At 73.7% G+C, this 20,421-nt stretch carries 19 protein-coding genes and 2 pseudogenes; 13 read left to right on the plus strand and 8 right to left on the minus strand.

The window, feature by feature from the left end; genetic code table 11:
* Window positions 1–384 precede the first annotated feature (384 nt).
* Window positions 385–564: pseudogene (locus tag O7625_RS30290) on the minus strand (hypothetical protein); the annotation flags it as partial.
* A 394-nt stretch (window positions 565–958) separates the two neighbouring features.
* Here O7625_RS30290 and O7625_RS17485 point away from each other — a divergent pair.
* Genes O7625_RS17485 through O7625_RS17495 form a run of 3 tightly spaced genes read left to right on the plus strand, consistent with a single transcriptional unit; the run spans window position 959 to window position 2,264 of the window.
* Window positions 959–1,717, plus strand: coding sequence for a helix-turn-helix transcriptional regulator (locus tag O7625_RS17485; protein ID WP_282339962.1), 759 nt, complete (start codon window positions 959–961; stop codon window positions 1,715–1,717).
* On the plus strand, window positions 1,714–2,076 hold the full coding sequence (locus O7625_RS17490; RefSeq protein ID WP_282339964.1) for a DUF5753 domain-containing protein: 363 nt from the start codon (window positions 1,714–1,716) through the stop codon (window positions 2,074–2,076). Before O7625_RS17485 ends, O7625_RS17490 begins: the two co-directional genes overlap by 4 nt.
* Window positions 2,073–2,264 (plus strand): DUF397 domain-containing protein, encoded by a 192-nt coding sequence (locus O7625_RS17495; RefSeq protein WP_282346994.1) that lies wholly within the window; start codon window positions 2,073–2,075, stop codon window positions 2,262–2,264. The genes O7625_RS17490 and O7625_RS17495 overlap by 4 nt, the downstream gene beginning before the upstream one ends.
* Window positions 2,265–2,310: 46 nt before the next feature.
* On the opposite strand, the gene O7625_RS17500 is transcribed toward O7625_RS17495, so the two are convergent.
* On the minus strand, window positions 2,311–3,105 hold the full coding sequence (locus O7625_RS17500) for an exodeoxyribonuclease III (RefSeq protein ID WP_282339965.1): 795 nt from the start codon (window positions 3,103–3,105) through the stop codon (window positions 2,311–2,313).
* A gap of 123 nt (window positions 3,106–3,228) precedes the next feature.
* Entirely contained in the window at window positions 3,229–4,149 is a 921-nt protein-coding gene (locus O7625_RS17505; protein ID WP_282339968.1) for a PAC2 family protein, read from the minus strand.
* 417 nt (window positions 4,150–4,566) lie between these two features.
* Between O7625_RS17505 and O7625_RS17510 the strand changes: the two genes are divergently transcribed.
* The 3 genes from O7625_RS17510 to O7625_RS17520 all read left to right on the plus strand — a co-directional run bounded on the left by O7625_RS17510 (window position 4,567) and on the right by O7625_RS17520 (window position 6,785).
* Window positions 4,567–5,460, plus strand: a complete 894-nt coding sequence (locus tag O7625_RS17510; RefSeq protein WP_282339970.1) for a peptidase M23 — start codon at window positions 4,567–4,569, stop codon at window positions 5,458–5,460.
* 220 nt (window positions 5,461–5,680) lie between these two features.
* A complete protein-coding gene (locus tag O7625_RS17515; RefSeq protein ID WP_172898379.1) occupies window positions 5,681–5,830 on the plus strand; it encodes a hypothetical protein in 150 nt (49 codons plus the stop codon).
* A gap of 214 nt (window positions 5,831–6,044) precedes the next feature.
* The gene (locus O7625_RS17520) at window positions 6,045–6,785 is read left to right on the plus strand and encodes an EcsC family protein (protein WP_067312585.1); all 741 of its coding nucleotides are present in this window, start codon (window positions 6,045–6,047) and stop codon (window positions 6,783–6,785) included.
* A gap of 30 nt (window positions 6,786–6,815) precedes the next feature.
* On the opposite strand, the gene O7625_RS17525 is transcribed toward O7625_RS17520, so the two are convergent.
* Window positions 6,816–7,670: a GDSL-type esterase/lipase family protein gene (locus tag O7625_RS17525; protein ID WP_282339974.1), complete on the minus strand. Its 855-nt coding sequence runs from the start codon at window positions 7,668–7,670 to the stop codon at window positions 6,816–6,818.
* Between the two features lie 199 nt (window positions 7,671–7,869).
* Between O7625_RS17525 and O7625_RS17530 the strand changes: the two genes are divergently transcribed.
* The 6 genes and pseudogenes from O7625_RS17530 to O7625_RS17555 all read left to right on the plus strand — a co-directional run.
* Window positions 7,870–8,133 (plus strand): DUF6343 family protein, encoded by a 264-nt coding sequence (locus O7625_RS17530; protein ID WP_282339976.1) that lies wholly within the window; start codon window positions 7,870–7,872, stop codon window positions 8,131–8,133.
* 12 nt (window positions 8,134–8,145) lie between these two features.
* Window positions 8,146–9,558, plus strand: coding sequence for an NADP-dependent succinic semialdehyde dehydrogenase (locus O7625_RS17535; RefSeq protein ID WP_282339977.1), 1,413 nt, complete (start codon window positions 8,146–8,148; stop codon window positions 9,556–9,558).
* An 85-nt stretch (window positions 9,559–9,643) separates the two neighbouring features.
* Entirely contained in the window at window positions 9,644–10,609 is a 966-nt protein-coding gene (locus O7625_RS17540) for a TIGR03885 family FMN-dependent LLM class oxidoreductase (RefSeq protein WP_067312557.1), read from the plus strand.
* A 34-nt stretch (window positions 10,610–10,643) separates the two neighbouring features.
* Window positions 10,644–12,221 (plus strand): Na+/H+ antiporter, encoded by a 1,578-nt coding sequence (locus O7625_RS17545; protein WP_282339978.1) that lies wholly within the window; start codon window positions 10,644–10,646, stop codon window positions 12,219–12,221.
* On the plus strand, window positions 12,221–12,478 hold the full coding sequence (locus tag O7625_RS17550; protein ID WP_282339979.1) for a UBP-type zinc finger domain-containing protein: 258 nt from the start codon (window positions 12,221–12,223) through the stop codon (window positions 12,476–12,478). The genes O7625_RS17545 and O7625_RS17550 overlap by 1 nt, the downstream gene beginning before the upstream one ends.
* A gap of 105 nt (window positions 12,479–12,583) precedes the next feature.
* Window positions 12,584–13,105 (plus strand): annotated as a pseudogene (locus O7625_RS17555) (snapalysin family zinc-dependent metalloprotease); the annotation flags it as partial.
* Between the two features lie 226 nt (window positions 13,106–13,331).
* Here O7625_RS17555 and O7625_RS17560 read toward each other — a convergent pair.
* Both O7625_RS17560 and O7625_RS17565 read right to left on the minus strand, forming a co-directional pair.
* Window positions 13,332–13,742, minus strand: a complete 411-nt coding sequence (locus tag O7625_RS17560; RefSeq protein WP_089003966.1) for a hypothetical protein — start codon at window positions 13,740–13,742, stop codon at window positions 13,332–13,334.
* Window positions 13,743–13,962: 220 nt separating this feature from the next.
* On the minus strand, window positions 13,963–16,572 hold the full coding sequence (locus O7625_RS17565; RefSeq protein WP_282346997.1) for a glycoside hydrolase family 9 protein: 2,610 nt from the start codon (window positions 16,570–16,572) through the stop codon (window positions 13,963–13,965).
* 243 nt (window positions 16,573–16,815) lie between these two features.
* Here O7625_RS17565 and O7625_RS17570 point away from each other — a divergent pair, with 243 nt between their 5' ends.
* Window positions 16,816–17,541 carry a protein phosphatase 2C domain-containing protein gene (locus O7625_RS17570; RefSeq protein ID WP_067308844.1) on the plus strand — a complete coding sequence of 242 codons (726 nt, stop codon included), beginning with the start codon at window positions 16,816–16,818 and terminating at the stop codon, window positions 17,539–17,541.
* 62 nt (window positions 17,542–17,603) lie between these two features.
* Here the strand turns inward: O7625_RS17570 and hrpB are convergent, their stop codons facing one another.
* Window positions 17,604–20,120 carry an ATP-dependent helicase HrpB gene (gene hrpB, locus O7625_RS17575; RefSeq protein WP_282339981.1) on the minus strand — a complete coding sequence of 839 codons (2,517 nt, stop codon included), beginning with the start codon at window positions 20,118–20,120 and terminating at the stop codon, window positions 17,604–17,606.
* A gap of 88 nt (window positions 20,121–20,208) precedes the next feature.
* Entirely contained in the window at window positions 20,209–20,409 is a 201-nt protein-coding gene (locus O7625_RS17580) for a DUF397 domain-containing protein (protein WP_067308838.1), read from the minus strand.
* Window positions 20,410–20,421: the final 12 nt, after the last annotated feature.

The raw sequence follows: 20,421 nt of genomic DNA on the forward strand, positions 1-20,421 counted from the left end.
GTAGCTGGTGAGCAGGGCTAGTTTCGCCTCGCCGCACGGCCACGGGTTCGCGTCGACCCGGCAGAGCCAGATCGGGCGTACCGGTGTGTGCCGGCCCGGCAGCGGGGCGGTCACCCGGTCACCGGTGATTCGCGCACCGGGTCCGGCCGGGTGGTGCGGGGCGGGGCCGCCGCCGCCCTGCGACGCGGCACCGCCGGCTCCGGCCGGGCGGCGTTCCGCCCCGCCCGCCGGGCCGCCGCCCGGGACTGCGGAGCCGCCGTCCCGGGCTGAGCAGCTGCCGTCCCCGGCTGCGGAGCCGTCGGTCCCGGGCTGAGCAGCTGCCGTCCCCGGCTGCGGAGCCGTCGGTCCCGGCTGCGGGGTGAGCCGGCGGGCACCCGCCGGCATCAGGTAGAAGGTTCGTCGCCGGACCGCGTCGCCAGCGGCGTCAAGCTGGTACGCGTCGATCCACACCCACCCGTCGTACGTGTGCCAGTCGGTCCGCACCCGGATCACCCGGACCGTGATCGGCCGGCTGAACTGCACACTCGCCTGTCTGGTCAGGTGCAACAGGTCCCCGGCGGCGATCGCTACCCCGGGCACTGTGGCCCCCGGTTTCGCCCGCCCGCCCAGCGGTGTGCCGGCACGGAGCCGATGATCCGGCCCGGCCCTCGGTAGCGCGCAACCATCGGCCCGGGGACGACCGGACGCGCGGACGGTGGTGGCGGTGGCTTCGGGGTAGGTGGTCGGTTCGGTGCGGGCTTCGGCTGCTGTGCGGGCACGGCCGGATCCCTTCTGTCCGTGGGGTCTGGAGGAGGGGCCACCCAGTCCCTTCCCCCCGGGTGGCCCCTCGGCAGACGCGACCGGCGGGCATCTCACACCAGTCGGCGGCGTCGCTCTGGCAAGTACCATCACATTCGGTGTAGGACGAATTCACCGTCTGTATGCGATCATCTGGGGACGTCTAGGAAAGGTCCCTCCCATGCCGAGAAACGAAGCCTTGAGGGATGCGTTGACCTCTGCTGGGCTGACCATCAGCCAACTGGCGGAAAAGTGCGATGTCGATGCGAAGACCGTCGAACGCTGGGTCAGCCGGGGCAGGCTGCCGCATCCACGCACACGTGTGCGTGCGGCCGGTGTCCTGGGTAAGGATGTGGGCGTGCTGTGGCCTGAAGCTGTGCGTCGTGCGGTGAAGTTGGGAGCAGATCGTGAGTTGGTGGGCGTTTACGCGCGCCGTTCCGACCTGCCCCGGTCGCTGTTCCGGGAGTTGATCGGAGGAGCGCGCTCCCGCCTCTGGTTCGGCGGCTATACGAGCTATTTCGTCTGGTTGGAAGTGCCGGATGCTGCCGAGATCATCGGTGCGAAGGCCCAGGCCGGCGCGGACGTCCGGTTTCTGCTGGGTGATCCGACGAGCCCGGTTACCGCCGGCCGGGACCGGATCGAGGCGACACCGCTCGACCTCGCGACACGGATCGCCATGACACGGGCCGAGATCGCCAAGTCGCCCACGCCGCTGGCCGTCCGGCTGTCCGATCGGCATGTCGGCATGTCGGTCTGGGTCTTCGACAACGACGCGATCGTCGCGACCCACATCGGTGCGGGGCTGGGACAGGACTCCGTCACGCTTCACTTTCGCCAACGGGAGAGTGGCGGGCCGTTCAGCAGGTACCTCGCGCACTTCGACGCACTGTGGGCCGACGCGGCGGCAGTGCAGCACGCCGGCACTGACGGGCAAGAGTGACGGGTTTCCTACTGGTCATCGACGAGGCGGTGCTCCGCCGGCCGGTGCGGGGGCGGCCCGAGCTGATGCGCGAGCAGTGCGCCCACCTGGCCGAGTGCGCCGAACTGCCGACCGTGCAGGTGCACGTCGTCCCGGCGGACACCGGGATGTACGCCGGTCTCGGTGGGCCGTTCATCGTGGCCGACCTCGACGACGGGACGCGGGTGACGCACGTGGACGGTCAGGTGCGGGCGCAGATCATCGACCAGCGTCAGGATATCGCTACCTTGGAACAGCGGTGGGCGCGCATAGTGGGGGAGGCCCTGCCCCGGGCGCAGTCCCTGGATCTCATTCGGAAGGTGGCGACGTCATGGACGTGACCGGTGCGCGGTGGCGCAAGAGCACCCGGAGCGGCAACAATGGCGGCAACTGCGTCGAGGTGGCGGACAACCTGCCCGGTGTCGTCCTGGTGCGGGACACGAAGGACCGCGACGGCGGGACGCTGGCCTTCACGCCGGGCGCGTGGCGCGGCTTCGTCGACCTCGCCAGGGCCGCCCGCCGCCGCTAGGCAGGAGCACCCGGGATCGCAGGTGCAGGCGCTGGTGCTTGGCGGGTCAGGCCGGTGCGACCTCCGGTGGGTCGGTGTCGACCACGATCGGGGCGTGGTCGGAGGGCCCCTTGCCCTTGCGGGCCTCCCGGTCGACGTACGCGGAACGGACCGCCGCGGCCAGCGGCGCGGAGGCGTACACCAGGTCGATCCGCATGCCCTTGTTCTGGTGGAACATGCCGGCCCGGTAGTCCCAGTAGGTGTACGGGTGCGGCCCCTTCATCGGGGTGGGCACCACGTCGCTGAGCCCGAGGTCGCGCAGGGCGGCCAGGGCGGCCCGCTCGGCGGGGGTGACGTGGGTGGAGGTGGCGAAGAGCGCCGGATCCCAGACGTCGGCGTCGGTCGGGGCGACGTTGAAGTCCCCGCAGACGGCGACCGGCCCGCCGGCGGCCACCTCCGGCTCCAGGGCGTCCCGGAGGGCGGCGAACCAGGCCAGCTTGTACGCGTAGTGCGGGTCGTCGACCGCCCGGCCGTTCGGGACGTACACCGACCAGACCCGGACCCCGGCGCAGGTGGCGGCGACGGCACGGGCCTCGGGCTGCGGAAAGCCCGGTTCGCCGGGGAAGCCGACGGTGACGTCGGTCAGGCCGACGCGGGACAGGACCGCCACCCCGTTCCACCGGCCGTCGCCGTGGCTGGCCACCTGGTAGCCCAGGGCACCGACCTCGGCGACCGGGAACGCCCGGTCGGGGCACTTGGTCTCCTGGAGGCAGAGCACGTCGGGGGCGGTGCCGGCGAGCCAGTCCAGCAGCCGGGGCAGCCGGGCCTTCACCGAGTTCACGTTCCAGGTCGCCAGGCGCATGTGCCCAGCCTGCCGCATCACCGCCCGCCGTGCGGGTCGGCCCGCCCTCCGGTCGGCGGGACGGCCAGCGGGGACGTTCGGCGGCGTCCCCGGTCGGGGTCGCCGCCGTCGGCGTACGGGTGGTCAGGGGTTGGGGGTGTCCCCGGGCCGGGTCTGCTCGGCGAGGTAGCGCTCCAACTCGGCCCCCAGTTCGTCGGCGGTGGGCAGGGGACCGGTCTCGGCGGCGAGCAGGTTCTTCTCGCCCCGGCCCCGGGCGAACGCGTCGTACTGCTCCTCCAGGGCCTTGACCAGAGCGGCGGCCTCGTCGGTCTGGGCGACCTGCCGGTCGATCTCCACCCGGACCACCTCGGCGGCGGAGCGGAGGCTGTCGTTGGGCAGCAACAGCCCGGTGCTGCGCGACACCGAGGAGAGCAGCACCTCGGCGGCCGCCGGGTACTCGGTCTGGGCGACGTAGTGCGGCACGTGGGCGGCGAAGCCGAGGGCGTCCCGGCCGAGCTGGCCGAGCCGGTACTCGAGCAGGTGCCCGACGCTGCCGGGGACCTGCACCCGCTGCAACCACGGTTCGTAACCGGCGATCAGCTCCCGCCGGGTGGCGTGGGCGGTGACCCCGGTGGGCCGGGTGTGCGGGACGGCCATCGGGATCGAGTTGAGCCCCACGGTGAGCCGGACGTCGAGCCGGGCGGCCACCGCGCCGACCGCCGCCACGAAACGCTCCCACTGCAGGTCGGGTTCCGGGCCGGTGAGCAGGAGGAACGGCGTCTCGTCGTCGTCCTGGAGCAGGTGTAGCGCCAACTCGGGGGCGTCGTACTCCTCCCAGTGGTCCTCGACGAAGGTCATCACCGGTCGCCGGGACCGGTAGTCGAAGAGCTGGTCGACGTCGAAGGTGGCGATGGTGCGGGCGTCCAGCGAGGTGAGGAGCTGCTCGCGGGCCAGTCGACTGGCGTTGCCGGCGTCGACGAAGCCGGTGAGCGCCTGGATCAGCACCGGCTGACCGAGGTCGGGCAGATCGTCGGTGAGCTGGTACAGCTCGTGTGGGTCGAGCACCGGTCGGACCTCCTGAGGAAACGCGCGTACGGGTGGCTCGCACGGACGGCACCCGGTTCGGGGAACGTACCCGCTGCTGCTGTCCATTCCATCACTGGGCGCAACGTGACCGATCCGGCTATCAAACCCGGAGGAAGCCGCCAATTCGTCGAGTGGATCGGGGTGGCTGGGCCGGACGGTTCCGTCCTGTCGGCCAAAAGGCGGACATGGTGGATCATGGTGGGGACCGCGGTGGTCTGTCCCGCCGACGACCGGTGGCGACGCCGCCCGGGGAGCCTGACCGCAATGCCCGTTGCGGGAGGTCTGTCGGCCCGGCCACCCGTCCAGGGTCCGCGTCCCGGCCGGAGACCGGTGATTGTGGCGAGGCCCACTCCGTGACGGTGGGTCACCGGGGAAGTGCCCGCCTAGCCTCGGCGGATGCGTGACGACGACACCATCGACGACCAGAGCGCCCCCGTGGGCATGACTGGCCGTTCGGACGACACCCCCTCGTCCGTTCAGGTCGGCGTTCTCCGTGAACCCCGTTCTCCCCGTACCCGCCTCGGCGGGCTCCTTAACCCCCTGCGCCGGCGACCGGCCGGCACCCGGGTGGCCATCGCCGCCGGCGTGCTGTGCTGCCTGGGCGCGGTCGCCGTGACCGGCGTGGCCGCCCTGCCGGACGAGCGGGCCGAGGACCGGGCCGGCACCGAGGCCGCGCTCGCCGAGCGCGGTCGGCAGGCCGCCTCCCGTGGCGAGGCGCGGACCCCCGCCCCCACCGTGCCCGCCACCACCGCCGCCAGCCCGAGCACCGCCGCCCCGAGCACCGCCGCCCCGACGCCCACCGCGACCAGGACCACCCGGCCCCGACCGAAGCCCAAGCCGACCCCGAAGCGGATCGTCCCGGTGGCCGGTCTCGACCGGGCGCAGATGAACAACGCCCAGAAGATCGTCAAGGCCGGTCGGGCGATGGGCGTGCCCCGCCGGGCGCTGGTCATCGCGGTGGCCACCGCCATGCAGGAGAGCAACCTCTACAACTACGCCAGCGGCGTGCTGCCCGAGTCGCAGAACTACCCGCACGAGGCGATCGGCTGGGACCACGACTCGGTCGGGCTGTTCCAGCAGCGGCCCAGCAGCGGTTGGGGCGAGGTGGGCCAGCTGATGGACCCGGCGTTCGCCACCCGGGCGTTCCTCACCGCGCTGCTGGCGATCCCCGGCTGGGAGGACCTGCCGCTCACCGTCGCCGCCCAGGCCGTGCAGATCTCCGCCTACCCGGACCTCTACGCGCAGCACGAGTGGCGGGCGACCGAGGTGGTCGCCGCCGTCCTGGTCTGACGTCCCTGGTCCGATGCGCCCGCCTGTTCTGCGCGGACCCGCGCGGAAGCTCGCGGAGCCGCCCGGAACCAGCCGGAACCGGCCCGTCCGTGCTCGAACGGGCGGGCCGGTCCGGTTCGCGCCGGACCGGCCCGGCGGTTACCCTCACCGGACACAGTGGACGGTTGGCGATTGCTCGGATCGGGTACACATGACCCAGGACACCCGATCGGAGGACGACATGTCAGCACTGATGCAGCGGATCAGCGCCTTCCTGCGCTCGCCCAAGGGGCAGCAACTGGTCGACCGGGGCAGGCGCGAGCTGGCCAAGCCGGAGAACCAGGCTCGGCTCAAGCAGGCGGCCAGCAAGCTGTCGGGCCGTCGCCGCTGACCGTCCCTGACCGCACACACTCCCGGGAGCCTCTGTGACCGATGCCGTGCCCGTCGACGACGAACCGACCGCCCCCCTGCCGCCGGCCACGGCCGACCGCCCGGCCGTCGCAGTGACGCCGGCCGCCCCGGCGTCGACAGACACGGTCCCGCCGGCGCCGGTCGCCACAGCCGCGGTCCCGCCCGCTCCGGTTCCCACGGCCGCGGTCCCGCCGGTGCCGGTCCCGTCAGGGTCGGCGCCGGTCCCGGCGGTACCGGGTGCGCCGGCCGGCGATCCGGGAGACGCCCCCGAAGCGCCGCCGGCCCGGCTCTGGGACCGGATGCGGGACGACCCGCAGTACGCCCCGGAGCACCTGGCCCTGGAGGCGGTCCGCCGGCTCGGCCCGGAGGCGGCCCAGTGGGTCGCCAGGGCTCGGGCGGAACGCCCGGACGCCACCGCCGACCAGCTGGCCGACCAGGCGATCCGGCGCTTCGTCAACCGGGCCCGGCTCTCCGGCGCGGTCTCCGGCGCCGCCGGGCTGCCGGGCGCGGTCATCGACGTCGGTGTGCTCGCCTGGACCCAGGCCCGGCTGGTGCTGCACGTCGCTGCCGCGTACGGCGCGGACCCGCAGCACCCGGACCGGGCCACCGACCTGCTCGTCCTGCAGAAGGTGCACAAGGTGGCCGAGACGGCCCGGCTGGCCCTGGGCGTCGCCGCCGGTCGGGAGCGGGCCGGCGCGCTGTTCGGCCACGCGGCGCAGAACCCGCTCGGGCGGGTGATGCTGCAACTGGGGGTCCGGCTGGCCCGGATGGCCGGGGTGCGGGCGGCGAAGCGGGTCTTCGCCAAGGTCGTGCCGGGGGCCGCGATCATCCTGGGCACCTGGGCCAACTCGTCGGCCACCAAGGATCTCGCCGAGCGCTCCCAGGCGCTCTACCGGGAACACCGCAGCGGGCTGCCCCAACCCCGCCGCCCCTGATCCGCCGCCCGTGCCGCCCGGCCGGTGACGTCAGAGTCGCCAGCCGGCGGCCGGGAAGGTCGCGTCGGCGAGCCGGTTCTGCCCGGCCACGTTGGGGTGGAACCAGTCCAGCCCGTTGACCTCGTCCAGGCTGAACCGCACCCGGTGTACCGCCCCGCCGTCGTAGCGGCACCTCGACCCGTACGCCCGGCAGGCCGCCTTGAGCTGGCTGTTGTAGTCGTCGATCCGCTCGGCGAAGCGGGACCGTCGGCTCCGGTCGGCCGCGGCGTCCGAGGTGGGGTTCGCCAGCAGGGCGGGGCAGATGCCGGTCTTCCAGATCCGCACCGCCCGGGAGTCGGTGTGCCCGATCTCCCAGAGCCGGTTGAGGTCGGGGACGCTGGCCACCAGCACCCGGGCCTTGGGGCGGCCCTCCCGGAGCACCTGGAGCGCCTGGTCGACCTGGTCGCGGAAGGTGGCCGGGCTGGTCATCCGGTCGATGTCGTCCCGGCAGGCGTCGTTCGCGCCGATCAGCACCGTGACGTAGTCGGCCCTGTCCCGGACGGCCGCGGCGGCCTGCCCGGCCAGCGCCTCGGCGCGGGCGCCCGGCACGGCGTGGTTGCGGGCCCGGTTGCGGATCGGCGCGTCGGCGTCGAGCAGCCGCCGGTAGTGGCTCTCCACCCGGATGCCGTCCCCGGTGGACCAGGAGTTGCGTTGGCACGAGGTGAGCACCAGGCAGGAGCCGAAGCCGGTGGTGATCGAGTCGCCGAGGGCGGCCATCGTGGTGGGCAGGCCGGTCGGGGTCGACCCGCTCCTGGTCGGCCGGGGTGAGGCGTCACCGCCCTCCTCGCAGCCGAGGGCGACGAGCGCCAACAGGCAGGCCACGGCGGCGACCCAGCGTCGAGGCATGCGTCTTCCCCCGGTCCGGCAGCGCAGAGCGACAGCGCGGTCACTCTACGGGCCGGGTGGGGTGGGGCGGTCCGCTCGTGTCGGGTTCCGGGCAGATTAAACATGTAGAAACATGGATCTGATAGCAGTATGGGGTCGGGCGCGGCAATCCGGGCGTCGTGGTCGGTTAGCGGGGTCCGTCCGGGGGTAGCCCGGGACAATGACGAGATCGCAGCCCCGGCGCGCCCGTGGCACGGTCGGCCACGCCTACAGCGCGTTGAACCTCCGGCTGGTGCTGGCCCTGTTCGGCCTGGTCACCATGAGCGTGTTCGCCGCCCTGGCGTTCCGGGCCGGCCTGGCCTGGCTGGGCGTGCTCTGCGTACTGTTCGTCGTCGTGGCGGTGGTCGACCTGATCGTCATCCAGCGCCGTCGCGCCGCCCGCCGCCGCGAGCAGCCGGGCGCGCGGCACTCACTCTTCGAGTGACAGGAGTACGAGATGCCCATAGCCACCACCAACCCCGCCACCGGTCAGCTGCTCAAGTCGTACGACCCGATGTCGGCCGAGCAGATCGACGCCGCCATCGAGCGGGCCGACCTGGCGTTCCGGGACCTGCACCGGACCACCGTCGCCCAGCGGGCGCAGTGGATGACCACCGTGGCCGAACTGCTCGACGACGAACGCGACGAGACGGCCCGGCTGATGACCACCGAGATGGGCAAGACGTACGCCGCGGCGAAGGCCGAGGTCACCAAGTGCGCGACGGCCTGCCGGTTCTACGCCGCCCACGCGGAGCGGATGCTCGCCGACGAGCCCGCCGACGCCGCCGCGGTCAAGGCGAAGCGGGCGTACGTCCGCTACCAGCCGATCGGGGCGGTGCTCGCGGTGATGCCGTGGAACTTCCCGCTCTGGCAGGTGATGCGGTTCGCCGCACCGGCCCTGATGGCCGGGAACACCGGGCTGCTCAAGCACGCCTCCAACGTGCCGCAGACCGCGCTCTACCTGGAGGACGTGTTCCGCCGCGCCGGCTTCCCGGAGGGCGCGTTCACCACCCTGCTGGTCGGCTCCGACGCGGTCGACCGGATCCTCAGCGACCCCCGGGTCCGGGCCGCCACGCTGACCGGCAGCGAGGGCGCGGGTCGCTCGATCGCCCAGATCGCCGGTCGGGAGCTGAAGAAGACCGTGCTGGAGCTGGGCGGCAGCGACCCGTTCGTGGTGATGCCGTCGGCCGACCTGGACCGGGCCGCCGAGGTGGCCACCACCGCCCGCTGCCAGAACAACGGCCAGTCGTGCATCGCGGCCAAGCGGTTCATCGTGCACACCGACGTCTTCGACGCCTTCGCCGGGAAGTTCGCCGCGAACATGGCCGCGCTGCGGGTCGGTGACCCGATGGACGCCGACACCGACGTCGGCCCGCTGGCCAGCGAGAGCGGCCGGGACGAGATCCACGCCCAGGTGCAGGACGCGGTGGCGCACGGCGCGACGGTGCTCTGCGGCGGTGAGAAGCCGACCGGTGACGGCTGGTTCTACCCGCCGACCGTGGTGACCGACCTGAACCCGCAGATGCGGATGTGGGCCGAGGAGGTCTTCGGGCCGGTCGCCGGGCTCTACCGGGTGTCGTCGTACGACGAGGCGATCGAGGTGGCCAACGGCACCCCCTTCGGGCTGGGCGCGAACGCCTGGACCACCGACCCGGCCGAGCAGGAGCGGTTCGCCACCGACCTGGAGGCCGGCAACGTCTTCGTCAACGGCATGACCACCTCGTACCCCGAACTGCCCTTCGGCGGGGTGAAGAACTCCGGCTACGGCCGGGAGCTGTCGGCGCTGGGGATGCGGGAGTTCTGCAACACCAAGACCGTCTGGGTCGGGGAGGGCGCCGCCACCGTCGGGGCCGGCGCGCACGCCGAGTGACCCCCCGCCGCCGCCCGCCCACCCCGCCGGGTGGCGGGCGCGGCCGAGCTTTAACCGGACACCGTCATGGGTACGGAAGGACGCCATGACGGTGTTCGGCTTCCACGCCTCCCACGAGCAGATCCATCCGAGCCGCCTGCTGGAGGCGGTGGTGCACGCCGAACGCGCCGGCTTCGACGCCGCGATGTCGTCGGACCACTTCTCCCCGTGGAGCACCCGGCAGGGCCAGTCCGGGTTCGCCTGGTCCTGGCTGGGGGCCGCGCTCCAGGCCACCGGGCTGCCGTTCGGCGTGGTCAACGCGCCCGGCCAGCGCTACCACCCGGCGATCATCGCGCAGGCCATCGGCACCCTCGGCGCGATGTACCCGGGGCGGTTCTGGGCGGCGCTGGGCACCGGCGAGGCGAGCAACGAGCACATCACCGGCGACGGCTGGCCGCGCAAGGACGTGCGGACCGCCCGGCTGCGGGAGTGCGTGGAGGTGATCCGGGCGCTGCTGGCCGGCGAGGAGGTCAGCCACGACGGGCTGGTCCGGGTGGACCGGGCGAAGCTGTGGACCCGGCCGGCGGAACCACCGGCGCTTATCGGGGCGGCGGTCAGCGTGGCCACCGCCCGCTGGTGCGCCGAGTGGGCGGACGGCCTGATCACGGTGAACGCGCCGACCGCGCACCTGCGCGAGATGATCGACGCCTACCGGGACGCGGGCGGGCGCGGGCCGCTGCACCTGCAGGTGCACGTGAGCTGGGCGCCCGAGCAGGCCGAGGCGGAGTCGATCGCGTACGAGCAGTGGCGCAGCAACATCTTCCCGCCGCCGGTCTGCTGGGACCTGGACACCGCCGAGCACTTCGACGTGGTCAGCGAGCGGGTGCCGATGGCGCAGGTCGCCGAGGTGGTGAACGTGTCGGCGGATCTGGGCCGGCACGTCGGCTGGCTGGAGGAGTACCTGTCGCTGGGCTTCGACCAGATCGCCCTGCACCATGTCGGGCAGGAGCAGCGCGCCTTCATCGACACGTTCGGCGCGGAGGTGCTGCCGAAACTGCGCGCCGCCGGCTGATCACCGCGCGCCGGTACCCCTAGGCTGCTACCTCATGGAAGCTCTGTTCGAGGTCGTGGTCTTCCTGGCGATCGCGACCTTCGGCGCCGCGTTGGCCCGCAAGCTGGGGCTGCTCGCGCCGATCCTGCTGGTGGTGCTCGGTCTCGGGCTGTCCTTCCTGCCGGGCTTCCCACACGTCCGGCTCGATCCCGACCTGGTGCTGGTGGGCATCCTGCCGCCGCTGCTCTACGTGGCGGCGCTGGGCACCTCGGTACCGGCCTTCCGGCTCAACCTGCGGCCGATCCTGCTGCTCGCGGTGGGGCTGGTGATCTTCACCGCGTTCGTGGTGGGCACGGTGGTGCACCTGTTCCTGCCCGACCTGCCGTACGCCATCTGTGTGGCGCTGGGCGCGGTGGTGGCGCCGCCGGACGCGGTCGCCGCCACCGCGGTGGCCCGGCGGGTGGGCCTGCCCCGGCGGCTGGTGACCATCCTGGAGGGGGAGAGCCTGGTCAACGACGCCACCGCGCTGGTGCTGCTGCGGGTGGCGATCGTGGCGGCCACCGCCAGCGCCGGCTCGGTCAGCTTCGGGTACGTCGCCCAGGAGGTGGTGGTCGCCACCGGCGGCGGGGTGCTGGTCGGGCTGCTGGGCGTGGTGGTCTTCGGATACCTGCACAAGCGGACCACCGACCCGCTGCTGGACAACGCGTTGTCGCTGATCGTGCCGTTCGCGGTGGTCTTCGCGGCCGAGGAGATCCACGCCTCCGGGGTGGTGGCGGTGGTGGTCACCGGGTTGGGGATCGGCCACAAGATGCCGCTGCTGCTGTCGGCCGCCTCCCGGCTGCAGACCGGCGCGTTCTGGCGACTGGTGCAGTTCCTGCTGGAGGGGCTGGTCTTCCTGCTGGTCGGCCTGCAGCTGCCCGAGGTGTTGCAGGATCTCGACGAGCCGACCGGCCGGCTGGTGGGGATCACCGCGGCGGTGCTGGCGGCGGTCGTCCTGACCCGGTTCGTCTGGGTCTTCCCGGCCACCTACCTGGCCCGGCTGGTACCCCGGCTGCGGCAGCGGGATCCGGCCCCGCCGGTGCAGTTCCCCATCGTCATCGGCTGGGCCGGGATGCGCGGGGTGGTGACCCTGGCCGCCGCGCTGGGCCTGCCGCTGACTCTGGCCGGGGAGCAGCCGTACCAGCGGGCGCTGTTCATCTGGCTGGCCTTCGCGGTGATCATGGCGACCCTGCTCGGGCAGGGCGCGACCCTGCCGTGGCTGGCCCGCCGGTTGAGACTGCCCCCGGACGACCCGGTGGCCGACGCGCTCTCCGCCGCGACGGTGCAGCAGCAGGCGGGCCGGGCGGCCCGGGAGCGGCTGGACGAGTTGGCCGGGGGCGCTCCCGAGGCGGTGGTGGAGCGGCTGCGCGGGCTGGTGCAGAGTCGTACCAACCTGGCCTGGGAACGGCTCGGCGGCACCGGCCGGGAAACCCCGTCCCAGGCGTACGGTCGGTTGCGGCAGGAGATGATCGACGCCGAGCGGGAGGTCTTCCGGACCGCCCGCGACGAGGGACGGATTCCCGAGGAGGTGCTGGTGCGGGCCTACCGAGACCTGGACCTGGAGGAGTCGTTGTTGCGACGGGAGGACGACTGATGAGCTGTGTACACCTGACCGGGGCGGGGACCGCCGAGCCGACCGTCACCGACGGCTGCCCGGAGTGCGTCGCCGTCGGCAACGCCGACTGGGTGCACCTGCGGTCCTGTGTGGAGTGTGGCCGGACGGGGTGCTGTGACTCGTCGCCGTACCAGCACGCGACGAAGCACTTCGAGTCGAGCGGGCACCCGGTGATGCGCTCGATCGAGCCGGGGGAGTCCTGGCGCTGGTGCTTCGTCGACGAGGAGATCGGCTGACGCCGCCATCGGCGCGGTCGGTCGCGGCGGTATGACGCATCCGCTATTCGACCCCGGGTCGACAGACGATCTAACATCGGTGAACTTCTATCGATGGGAGGTCGGATGCTCCGACGACGAGAGTTCTCGCGTACCGCCGGAATCCTGCTGGCACTGGTGCTCGCGGCGACCGGCGCGGTCACCGCGACCGGCACCGGCGCGTCCGCCGCGCCTGCCGGCGGCGCGTCCGTCGCCGTGCGGACCGTCTACTACGACGCCAGCCGGGCCGGGGAGTTCCGCACCAACTTCGACCAGGCTGCGACGATCTGGAACAGCTCGGTGACCAACGTCCGGCTGGCCGCCCGCACCCCCGGCAACATCACCATCTACGTCGACACCGGCTGGCCCCGGGCGCAGACCACCAGCCTGGGCAACGGGCGGGTCTGGATGGGCACCCAGGCCGTCGACCAGGGGTACGACCGGACCCGGATCGCCACCCACGAGATCGGCCACATCCTCGGCCTGCCGGACAACCGGACCGGCCTGTGCACCGACCTGATGTCCGGCAGTAGCGCCCCGGTCTCCTGCCGCAACGCCAACCCCAGCGCCGCGGAGGCCGCCCGGGTCAACGCCCTGTTCGCCGGCTCCCTCGCCGCCCCCACCCCCACCACCCACACCTGGACCCCCACCCCCTGACCCACCCCGCCCCCCGTCCTCGCCCCCGCCCCCGCCCCCGCACCCCGCCTCCTCGCCCCCGCTCTCGCCCCACCGCTGCGCCCCGGTGATCAAGAGGTTTACGTCAAAGTTGATCACTAACTTGACGTAAACCTCTTGATCACCGGGGCGGATGTGGGAGTGGGGAGCGGGGGCGGGGTCAGGGGGTGGGGTGGTGGGTCAGGGCGGTGATGAGCCAGTTCAGGACGGGGGTCAGGGTGGGCGGTGGGGTCCATCCGTTGACCGTGGCCAGGAGCTCGAAGTACCGCTCGGTGCGGGGGTCGTTCGCGATCTCCAGGCGGGCCAGCAGCGCGCTGCGGTAACCGGCGTCGTCGACCCGGTCGAAGACCTCGCCGTACGCGGCCACCACGGCGGCCACCACGTGGGCGGCGCGGGCCGACTCCGGCGCGATGCCGGCGGCGCGGGCCAGCTCGACGGTGTCGTGCACCCGGTGGGTGAGGTCGCGGACCATCGCCACGACCTCGGGGTGGGCGTCGCCGACGGTCTCGTCGACGAACTCGTGGACGATGCGCCGACGTTCGGCGTCGGAGATCGTGGTCAGCTCGGGCATGGGACTCGTCTCCACTACTGGGCCGGGCGGGCGGCCGGGGCGGGGCGGGCGTGCCGGCGGTCAGCGGTGTGCGGGACCGGGAGGCGGGTGCGCGGGGTGTGGGGGCGCGGGTGTGCCGGCGGTCAGCGGTGTGTGTCGAGGGTGCGCCGGGCGGTCGGGGGACGACCGCCCGGCGCGCTCGGGCCCCGGGTGGTGACCCGGGGCCCGAGGTGTGTGCCGGTCAGGACACGGCGCAGGCCGTGCCGTTGACGGTGATCAGGTCCGGCGACGGGTTGGCCAGCGTGCCGGTCTTGGCGAGCAGGCCGAAGGTCACGCTGCCGCCCGGCGCGATCTTCGCGTTGTACGACTCGTTCTTCACGGTCACGGTGGCCCCGGACTGGGTCACCTTGGCCGTCCACGCCTGGGTGACCTTCTGGTCGCCGTTGTAGGCGTACCGCAGGGTCCAGCCGTCGATGGCGGTGTCGCCGGTGTTGCGGAGGACGACCTGGGTGTTGGAGCCGTCCGGCCAGGTGCCGTGCACCTGGTAGGTGACCGCGCAGGTGATCGGGGCCACCGCCTTGGCGTCACCCTGGTCGGCGAGGAACGACGCCAGCCAGGCCAGCGCGGAGTTCCAGTTGATCGCCACCTCGTTGGTCGAGTACGAGTTGATGTCGTCGACGTAGCAGAACATCGGCGCACAGCCCTTGAGCAGCTGGGCGACGAACGGGTCCTGGAGGGCGGCGTTCGGGCCACCGGCGAGCGAGCCGGCCGGCGGGTTCGGCATGGCCGGGTTGAGCTGGTTGCCGAAGATCCGGCTGTGCTGGTTGCGCGCGTTCTGCTCGCCCCAACCGGTCACGTACGAGATGTTCAGCGCGTTGCGGCCGAGCAGGTAGTCGCTCGCCTGCACCGCGCCGTCCCGGTACTTCGCGTCCCGGCTGAGGTCGAAGGCGGTGGCCAGCACGACCATGTTGTTGATGATGTTGCTGTTGCTGCCCCAGACGTAGCTGGCGGCCTCACCCGGCACCGGCAGGCCGTACGCCTGGGCGTGCAGGGTGGTCAGGTACTTGTCGGCGGCGGCGGTCACCGAGGCGCGGACCCGGGCCTTGTCGGCGGCCGGCAGGCCGTTGGGCACGGTGGCCAGGTCGAGCCGGCCGACCGCAGCCACGCTCTGCCAGCTGAACGCGCCGCCCGTGGCGAACACGTCGCCGGTGTGGTGCGGCGAGGCGGTCAGGTCGTCCAGGTACGCCTTCTTACCGGTGGTCAGGTACAGCTCGGCGGCGGCCCAGTAGAACTCGTCGGTGACGTTGTTGTCCTCGTAGGCCCCGCCGCCGATGCCGTCGGCCGGGTCGGCGTAGACGGCCGGGTGGGCCTTGGCGGCGGCGTAGGCGCTCGACGCGGCGGTGCCGCAGCGGGCGGCGAACGCCGCGTCGTACGGGGCGAAGAGGCGCTGGCACTGAGCGGCGACGGCGGCCAGGTTCAGGGTGGCGGCGGTCGACGGCGGGTGCAGCTCACGCGGCTGCGCGTCGTCCTGCGGGGCGAGCGGCAGGCCGGTCCACGCCTTGTCGTGGATCTTGTGGTGGACCATCCCGGCCAGCGGCTTGCCGGTCGGCACCTGCATCCGGAGCAGGAACTCGATCTCCCAGCGGGCCTCGTCGAGGACGTCCGGCACGGCGTTGCCGCGCTCGGGCACCCGCAGCGTCGAGTCGCCCAGCGCGGCGCCACCGGCGGCGCTCTCCGCCGTCTTGGTCCGCTCGAAGGCGCTCAGCAGCTGATAGGCGGCGATACCGCCGTTGACCACGTACTTGCCGTGGTCGCCCGCGTCGTACCAGCCGCCGCGCACGTCCAGCGAGTAGTCGCAGACGCCGGGCTGGCACGGGACCTGGGTGTCGCCCTGGTTGGGGGCGACCCCGAGGTGGCCGGCCGGGCGGGCGTACTCCTCGCCGATCAGGTCACCGTCGATCTCGATGCCGCTGCGCTGGGCGTAGAAGAACTGCATCGCGTCGGCGCGCAGCCGGTCGTAGAGGTCGCCGGAGATGTCGAACGGGTGGCTGGTCTCCCCGTCCGCGACGAGGGTGTAGCCGGTGCCGGGCGTGCGGTACGACGAGAAGTCGATGGTCTGCACGTTCTGCCCGGAGGCGGTGTCCACCCCGCGCGGGGTGGCCGCGCCGCTGGCGACGACCGTGCCGGCCGCCGACTTGAGCTGCCAGGGCAGCGCCCCGGTCGACTCGGTCACCACGGTGGCGTTCTTGGGGCCGCCGGGCAGGTAGCCGACCTGGTTGACCCGGACCCGGGGGCCGGTGTCCGGCACGTACGGCGGTGCCGCCTCGCCACCGCGCAGCGAGACGTTGTCCAGGCAGAGGCGCTGCTCGGCGGCGGCCCCGCCGACCTGGAAGATGAGCTGGGCGTTGGGGTTGTCCTCCGGGACGGTGAAGGTCTGCTCGACCCGCTTGGTCGTCGGGTTGGCGACGGCCGGGACGCTCGCGTACGACGTGTAGGGGGCGCTGCCGAGCTGGAGCACGGCGTTGACCGAGAGCCCGGGGGTGGCCGAGATGTCGAAGCCCAGCTTGTATTCCGCGCCGGCGTTGAGCCGGACCCCGTCGTGGCCGATGCCGGCATCCCAGGGGTTGGCCAACCCGGCGGGGACGGTGACGCAGAGCCGGCCGTCGACGATGTCGAGCGGGCCGGTGCCGTAGGAGAACCAGGGCGAGACGCCCTCGCTGAAGTCGCCGTTGGTGATCTGCTCGGGGGCGTCCGGGGGCACCTCGGCGTGGGCCACGCCGGCGCCGAGGCCGGTGAGGATCAGGGTGGTCGTTGCCAGTACCGCGAGATGCCGCCGACGTCGTCGGGTCAGGATCACGGGATTCCTTTCCGGGCGGTGGAGGTGTGGTAACGCTGTCCATCGATGGGAGCGCTCCCAGTATCAGCCAGATGTTTCCAGCGCGTCTCCTCCCTGTCAATCGATTCGACTGGATGACCTTCGGCCTGGTCGGGACGGTCCGGACCGACGCCCGGGGCAGTGAGATTCGCCGCGCCACGCGCAGTCGTCCTGATCTCCTAGAGACAACAACACCCTCCGCCTGGCAGGCTGCCACCCATGACCCTGAAGCTTCGTTCCGTCGGGACGAGCGACCGCGGGCTGATCCGCAGCGGAAACCAGGACGCCCTGCACTCCGGCGCCTGGCTCGTCGCCGTCGCCGACGGCATGGGCGGGATGGCGGCCGGCGACCTGGCCAGCCGGATCGCCATCGACGCGGTCGCCCCGCTGGACGTCGAAACCCCCGAGGACGCTCTGGTGGCGGCGTTGCAGACCGGCATCGAGCTGGCCACCGCGCGGATCCACCAGGCGGTGCAGGAGGACCGGGAGCGGCAGGGCATGGGCACCACACTGACCGCCCTGCTCTTCTCCCGGACGGGGAGCTGCCTGGCGCTCGCGCACGTCGGCGACTCCCGGGCCTACCTGTTCCGCGAGGGCACCCTCAAGCAGGTGACCCGCGACGACACCTTCGTCCAGATGCTGGTCGACCAGGGCCTGATCAGCCCCGAGGAGGCGTCCAGCCACCCCCGGCGGGCCGTGGTCACCCAGGCGCTGCAGGGGGAGGAGGTCTCCCCGTCGTACGCGACGATGGTCCCCCGGGCCGGTGACCGCTGGCTGCTGTGCAGCGACGGCCTCTCCAACGTGGTCCGCCCGGACACCCTCACCGAGGTGCTGCGGGAGACCCCGGAGCGGGAGGACTGCGCCCGCCGCCTGATCGACCTGGCCCTGCGGGCCGGTGGTCCGGACAACATCACCGTGCTCATCGCCGACGTCGTCGACGAGTGAGGCCGGTCAGCGCCCGCTCGACGGGCGGGGCCGGTGAGCGCCCGCTCGACGGGCGGGGCCGGTCAGCGTCGGCGGTGCGTGGTGTGCCGGGTCGGGGCGGCCGTGGTCGGGTCCTCGGGCCAGGGGTGACGCGGATAGCGCCCGCGTAGCTCCCCGCGCACCTGCGGGTACCCGGTACGCCAGAAGGACGCCAGGTCGGCGGTGACCGCGACCGGCCGACCGGCCGGGGAGAGCAGGTGCAGCCGTACCGGCACCCGGCCGCCGGCCAGCCGGGGCGCGTCGGCCCAGCCGAACGTCTCCTGGAGCTTCACCGCCAGCACCGGCGCGGCCGGGTCGGTGTAGTCGACGCGGACCCGGGAGCCGCTGGGCACCGCGATCCGCTCCGGAGCCAGCTCGTCCAGCCGGCCCGCCTGCGACCAGGGCAGCAGCCGCCGTAACGCCCCGGCGACGTCGATCCGGGCCAGGTCGGCGCGGCGGCGGGCGGCGGCCAGCTCCGGCCCGAGCCACCGGTCGGCGGCGGCGAGCAGCCCGGCGTCGGAGACGTCCGGCCAGTCGTCGCCCCCCGCCTGCCGGCAGAACGCCAGCCGCTGACGCAGCGACCGGGCTGCCGGGGTCCAGGTCAGCAGGTCCAGTCCCGCCTGGCGCAGCCCCTCGGCGAGCGCGGCGGCCACCAGCTCCGGCGCCGGCCGGGCCAGCGGGCGGCTGACCAGCTCGATCGCGCCGAGCCGGGACACCTGGCGGGCCAGCACGTCGCCGTCGCTCCAGCCGACCTCCTGGGCCTCGGTCAGCAGGGGGCCACCGGCCTCGCGGGCGGTCGCCTCGTCCACCGGGGCGGCCAGCCGGACCCGGGCGGTCGGTGCGCCGGGCGACCGGTCGGCGACCGCCACGGCCAGCCAGGCCGTGCCGGTCAGCGCCGACCCGGCCGAAAGCTCCGTCCCGGTCCCGCCGGCCATCAGGTACGACGTCCCACCGGCCCGGCGCAGCCGGGCCAACCGCTCCGGGTAGGCCAGCCCCACCAGCAGCCCGGCCGCCAGGTCGTCCGGCAGCCACCCGCCGCCGCCGCCCCGCCCGGTGTCGGCGGGCAGGGCGGCCCGCAACCGGCGCACCTCGGTACGCCAGCGGGCACTGGCACCGGGGTCCACCCCGTCACGGAGCCGCCGCCAGCCGGCGGTCAGGTCGTCGTGCCGCCCGGTCAGGCCGTCCTCGGCGAGCAGGGCGACCAGTTCGGCGGCCCGGTCCGGGCCGACCCGGGCCGCGCCGTCGAGCAGCGCCCGACCCAGCCGGGGAGGGGTGCCGGTGGCGGCGATGGCCCGGCCCCGGGCGGTCACCCGGCCGTCGGCGTCGATCGCGCCGAGGGTGGTCAGCGTCTCCCGGGCCACGGTCAACGCGGCGTCCGGCGGCGGGTCGGGCAGCGCCAGGCCGGTGCCGTCCGGGCTGCCCCAGGCGGCCAGGTCCAGCGCGAAACCGGTCAGGTCGGCGGTGGCGATCTCCGGCTCGGGCTGGGCGGCGAGCCGGCCGTGGGTGGCCTCGGACCAGCACCGGTAGACCACGCCGGGGGCCTGTCGTCCGGCCCGGCCGGCCCGCTGGGTGGCGGCGGCCCGGGACACCGGCACGGTCACCAGCGCGCCGAGCCCGCGGGCCAGGTCGGTGCGGGCCACCCGGGACAGCCCGGCGTCGACGACCACCCGGACCCCGGGCACGGTCAGGCTGCTCTCCGCGACCGAGGTGGCGAGCACCACCCGGCGTCGTCCGGCGGGGCGCAGCGCGGCGTCCTGCGCGGCGGCGGGCAGCCGCCCGTGCAGCGGCAGGACGGCCACCCGTGCGGCCAGGTCGGCCAGCCGGCGGGCCACCGCCCCGATCTCCCCGGCTCCGGGCAGGAAGACCAGCAGGTCCCCGTCCTGCTCGTGCAGGGCCCGCCGGACCGTGCCGGCCACGTGGTCGAGCAGGGCCGGGTCGACCCGGCCCGCGCCCGGCGGGGTGACGGGTCGCGGTGGCGGCGTCCAGACCCGCTCGACCGGGTACAGGGCCGCCTCGGCGCGGATCACCGGGGCGGGGGTGTCGCCGCCGAGCAGCGCGGCGAACCGGTCCGCCTCCGGGGTCGCCGACATCGCCACCAGCCACAGCTCGGGACGCAGCGCCGCGCGGGCCTCCACGGTGAAGGCCAGCGCGAGATCGACGTCGAGCTGCCGCTCGTGCACCTCGTCGAGCAGCACCGCGTCCACCCCGGGCAGCTCCGGGTCGCGCAGCAGCCGGCGGACCAGCAGGCCGGTGGTGACCACCTCGATCCGGGTGCCGGGGCCGACCCGGCGGTCGCCACGGACGGCGTACCCGACGCGGTCGCCGACCCGCTCGCCGAGCAGGTCGGCCATCCGCCGGGCCGCCGCGCGGGCGGCCACCCGGCGGGGCTGGGCCACCAGCACCGTGCCGGCCACCCCCTCGGCCACCGCGAGCGGCGCGAGGGTGGTCTTGCCGGTGCCGGGCGGGGCCACCAGGACCGCGCCGCCGGTGCCGGTCAGCGCCCGCAGCAGCGGTGGCAGCGCCGGCCGGACCGGCAGGTCGAGTGGTACGTCGGAGAGCACGACTGCCACTGTGGCACGCCGGGCCGCCCGCCCCGCCCGCGCCCACCGTCGCCGACCCGCCGGGCCGGGATGCCGCCCGGCGCGGACGTCAGCCCCGGCGCACCGCCTCCATGCTGGTGACGAAGGCTGTCCAGGCGTCGGCGGGGAAGACCAGCGCGGGACCGCACCGGTCCTTGCTGTCCCGTACCGCGATCCGGTCGGCCGTGGTGGCGACCTCCACGCAGTTGCCGTTGCCGCTGCTGCGACTGCTGGTCCGCCAGTCCATCGTGGACAGAGGCAGCGCCTGCATCCCTTACCTCAC

It is taken from the genome of Micromonospora sp. WMMD714, assembly GCF_029581315.1.
GTDB lineage: Bacteria > Actinomycetota > Actinomycetes > Mycobacteriales > Micromonosporaceae > Micromonospora > Micromonospora rifamycinica.

What these genes read in the sequence shown, in the direction of transcription:
- O7625_RS17560 (WP_089003966.1), bottom strand. Translation starts at nt 13,742, where the DNA reads ATGCCCGAGCTGACCACGATCTCCGACGCCGAACGTCGGCGCATCGTC.
- O7625_RS17500 (WP_282339965.1), bottom strand. Translation starts at nt 3,105, where the DNA reads ATGCGCCTGGCGACCTGGAACGTGAACTCGGTGAAGGCCCGGCTGCCC.
- O7625_RS17525 (WP_282339974.1), bottom strand. Translation starts at nt 7,670, where the DNA reads ATGCCTCGACGCTGGGTCGCCGCCGTGGCCTGCCTGTTGGCGCTCGTC.
- O7625_RS17550 (WP_282339979.1), top strand. Translation starts at nt 12,221, where the DNA reads ATGAGCTGTGTACACCTGACCGGGGCGGGGACCGCCGAGCCGACCGTC.
- O7625_RS17530 (WP_282339976.1), top strand. Translation starts at nt 7,870, where the DNA reads ATGACGAGATCGCAGCCCCGGCGCGCCCGTGGCACGGTCGGCCACGCC.
- O7625_RS17515 (WP_172898379.1), top strand. Translation starts at nt 5,681, where the DNA reads ATGTCAGCACTGATGCAGCGGATCAGCGCCTTCCTGCGCTCGCCCAAG.
- O7625_RS17545 (WP_282339978.1), top strand. Translation starts at nt 10,644, where the DNA reads ATGGAAGCTCTGTTCGAGGTCGTGGTCTTCCTGGCGATCGCGACCTTC.
- O7625_RS17485 (WP_282339962.1), top strand. Translation starts at nt 959, where the DNA reads ATGCCGAGAAACGAAGCCTTGAGGGATGCGTTGACCTCTGCTGGGCTG.
- O7625_RS17570 (WP_067308844.1), top strand. Translation starts at nt 16,816, where the DNA reads ATGACCCTGAAGCTTCGTTCCGTCGGGACGAGCGACCGCGGGCTGATC.
- O7625_RS17540 (WP_067312557.1), top strand. Translation starts at nt 9,644, where the DNA reads ATGACGGTGTTCGGCTTCCACGCCTCCCACGAGCAGATCCATCCGAGC.
- O7625_RS17580 (WP_067308838.1), bottom strand. Translation starts at nt 20,409, where the DNA reads ATGCAGGCGCTGCCTCTGTCCACGATGGACTGGCGGACCAGCAGTCGC.
- O7625_RS17510 (WP_282339970.1), top strand. Translation starts at nt 4,567, where the DNA reads ATGCGTGACGACGACACCATCGACGACCAGAGCGCCCCCGTGGGCATG.
- O7625_RS17535 (WP_282339977.1), top strand. Translation starts at nt 8,146, where the DNA reads ATGCCCATAGCCACCACCAACCCCGCCACCGGTCAGCTGCTCAAGTCG.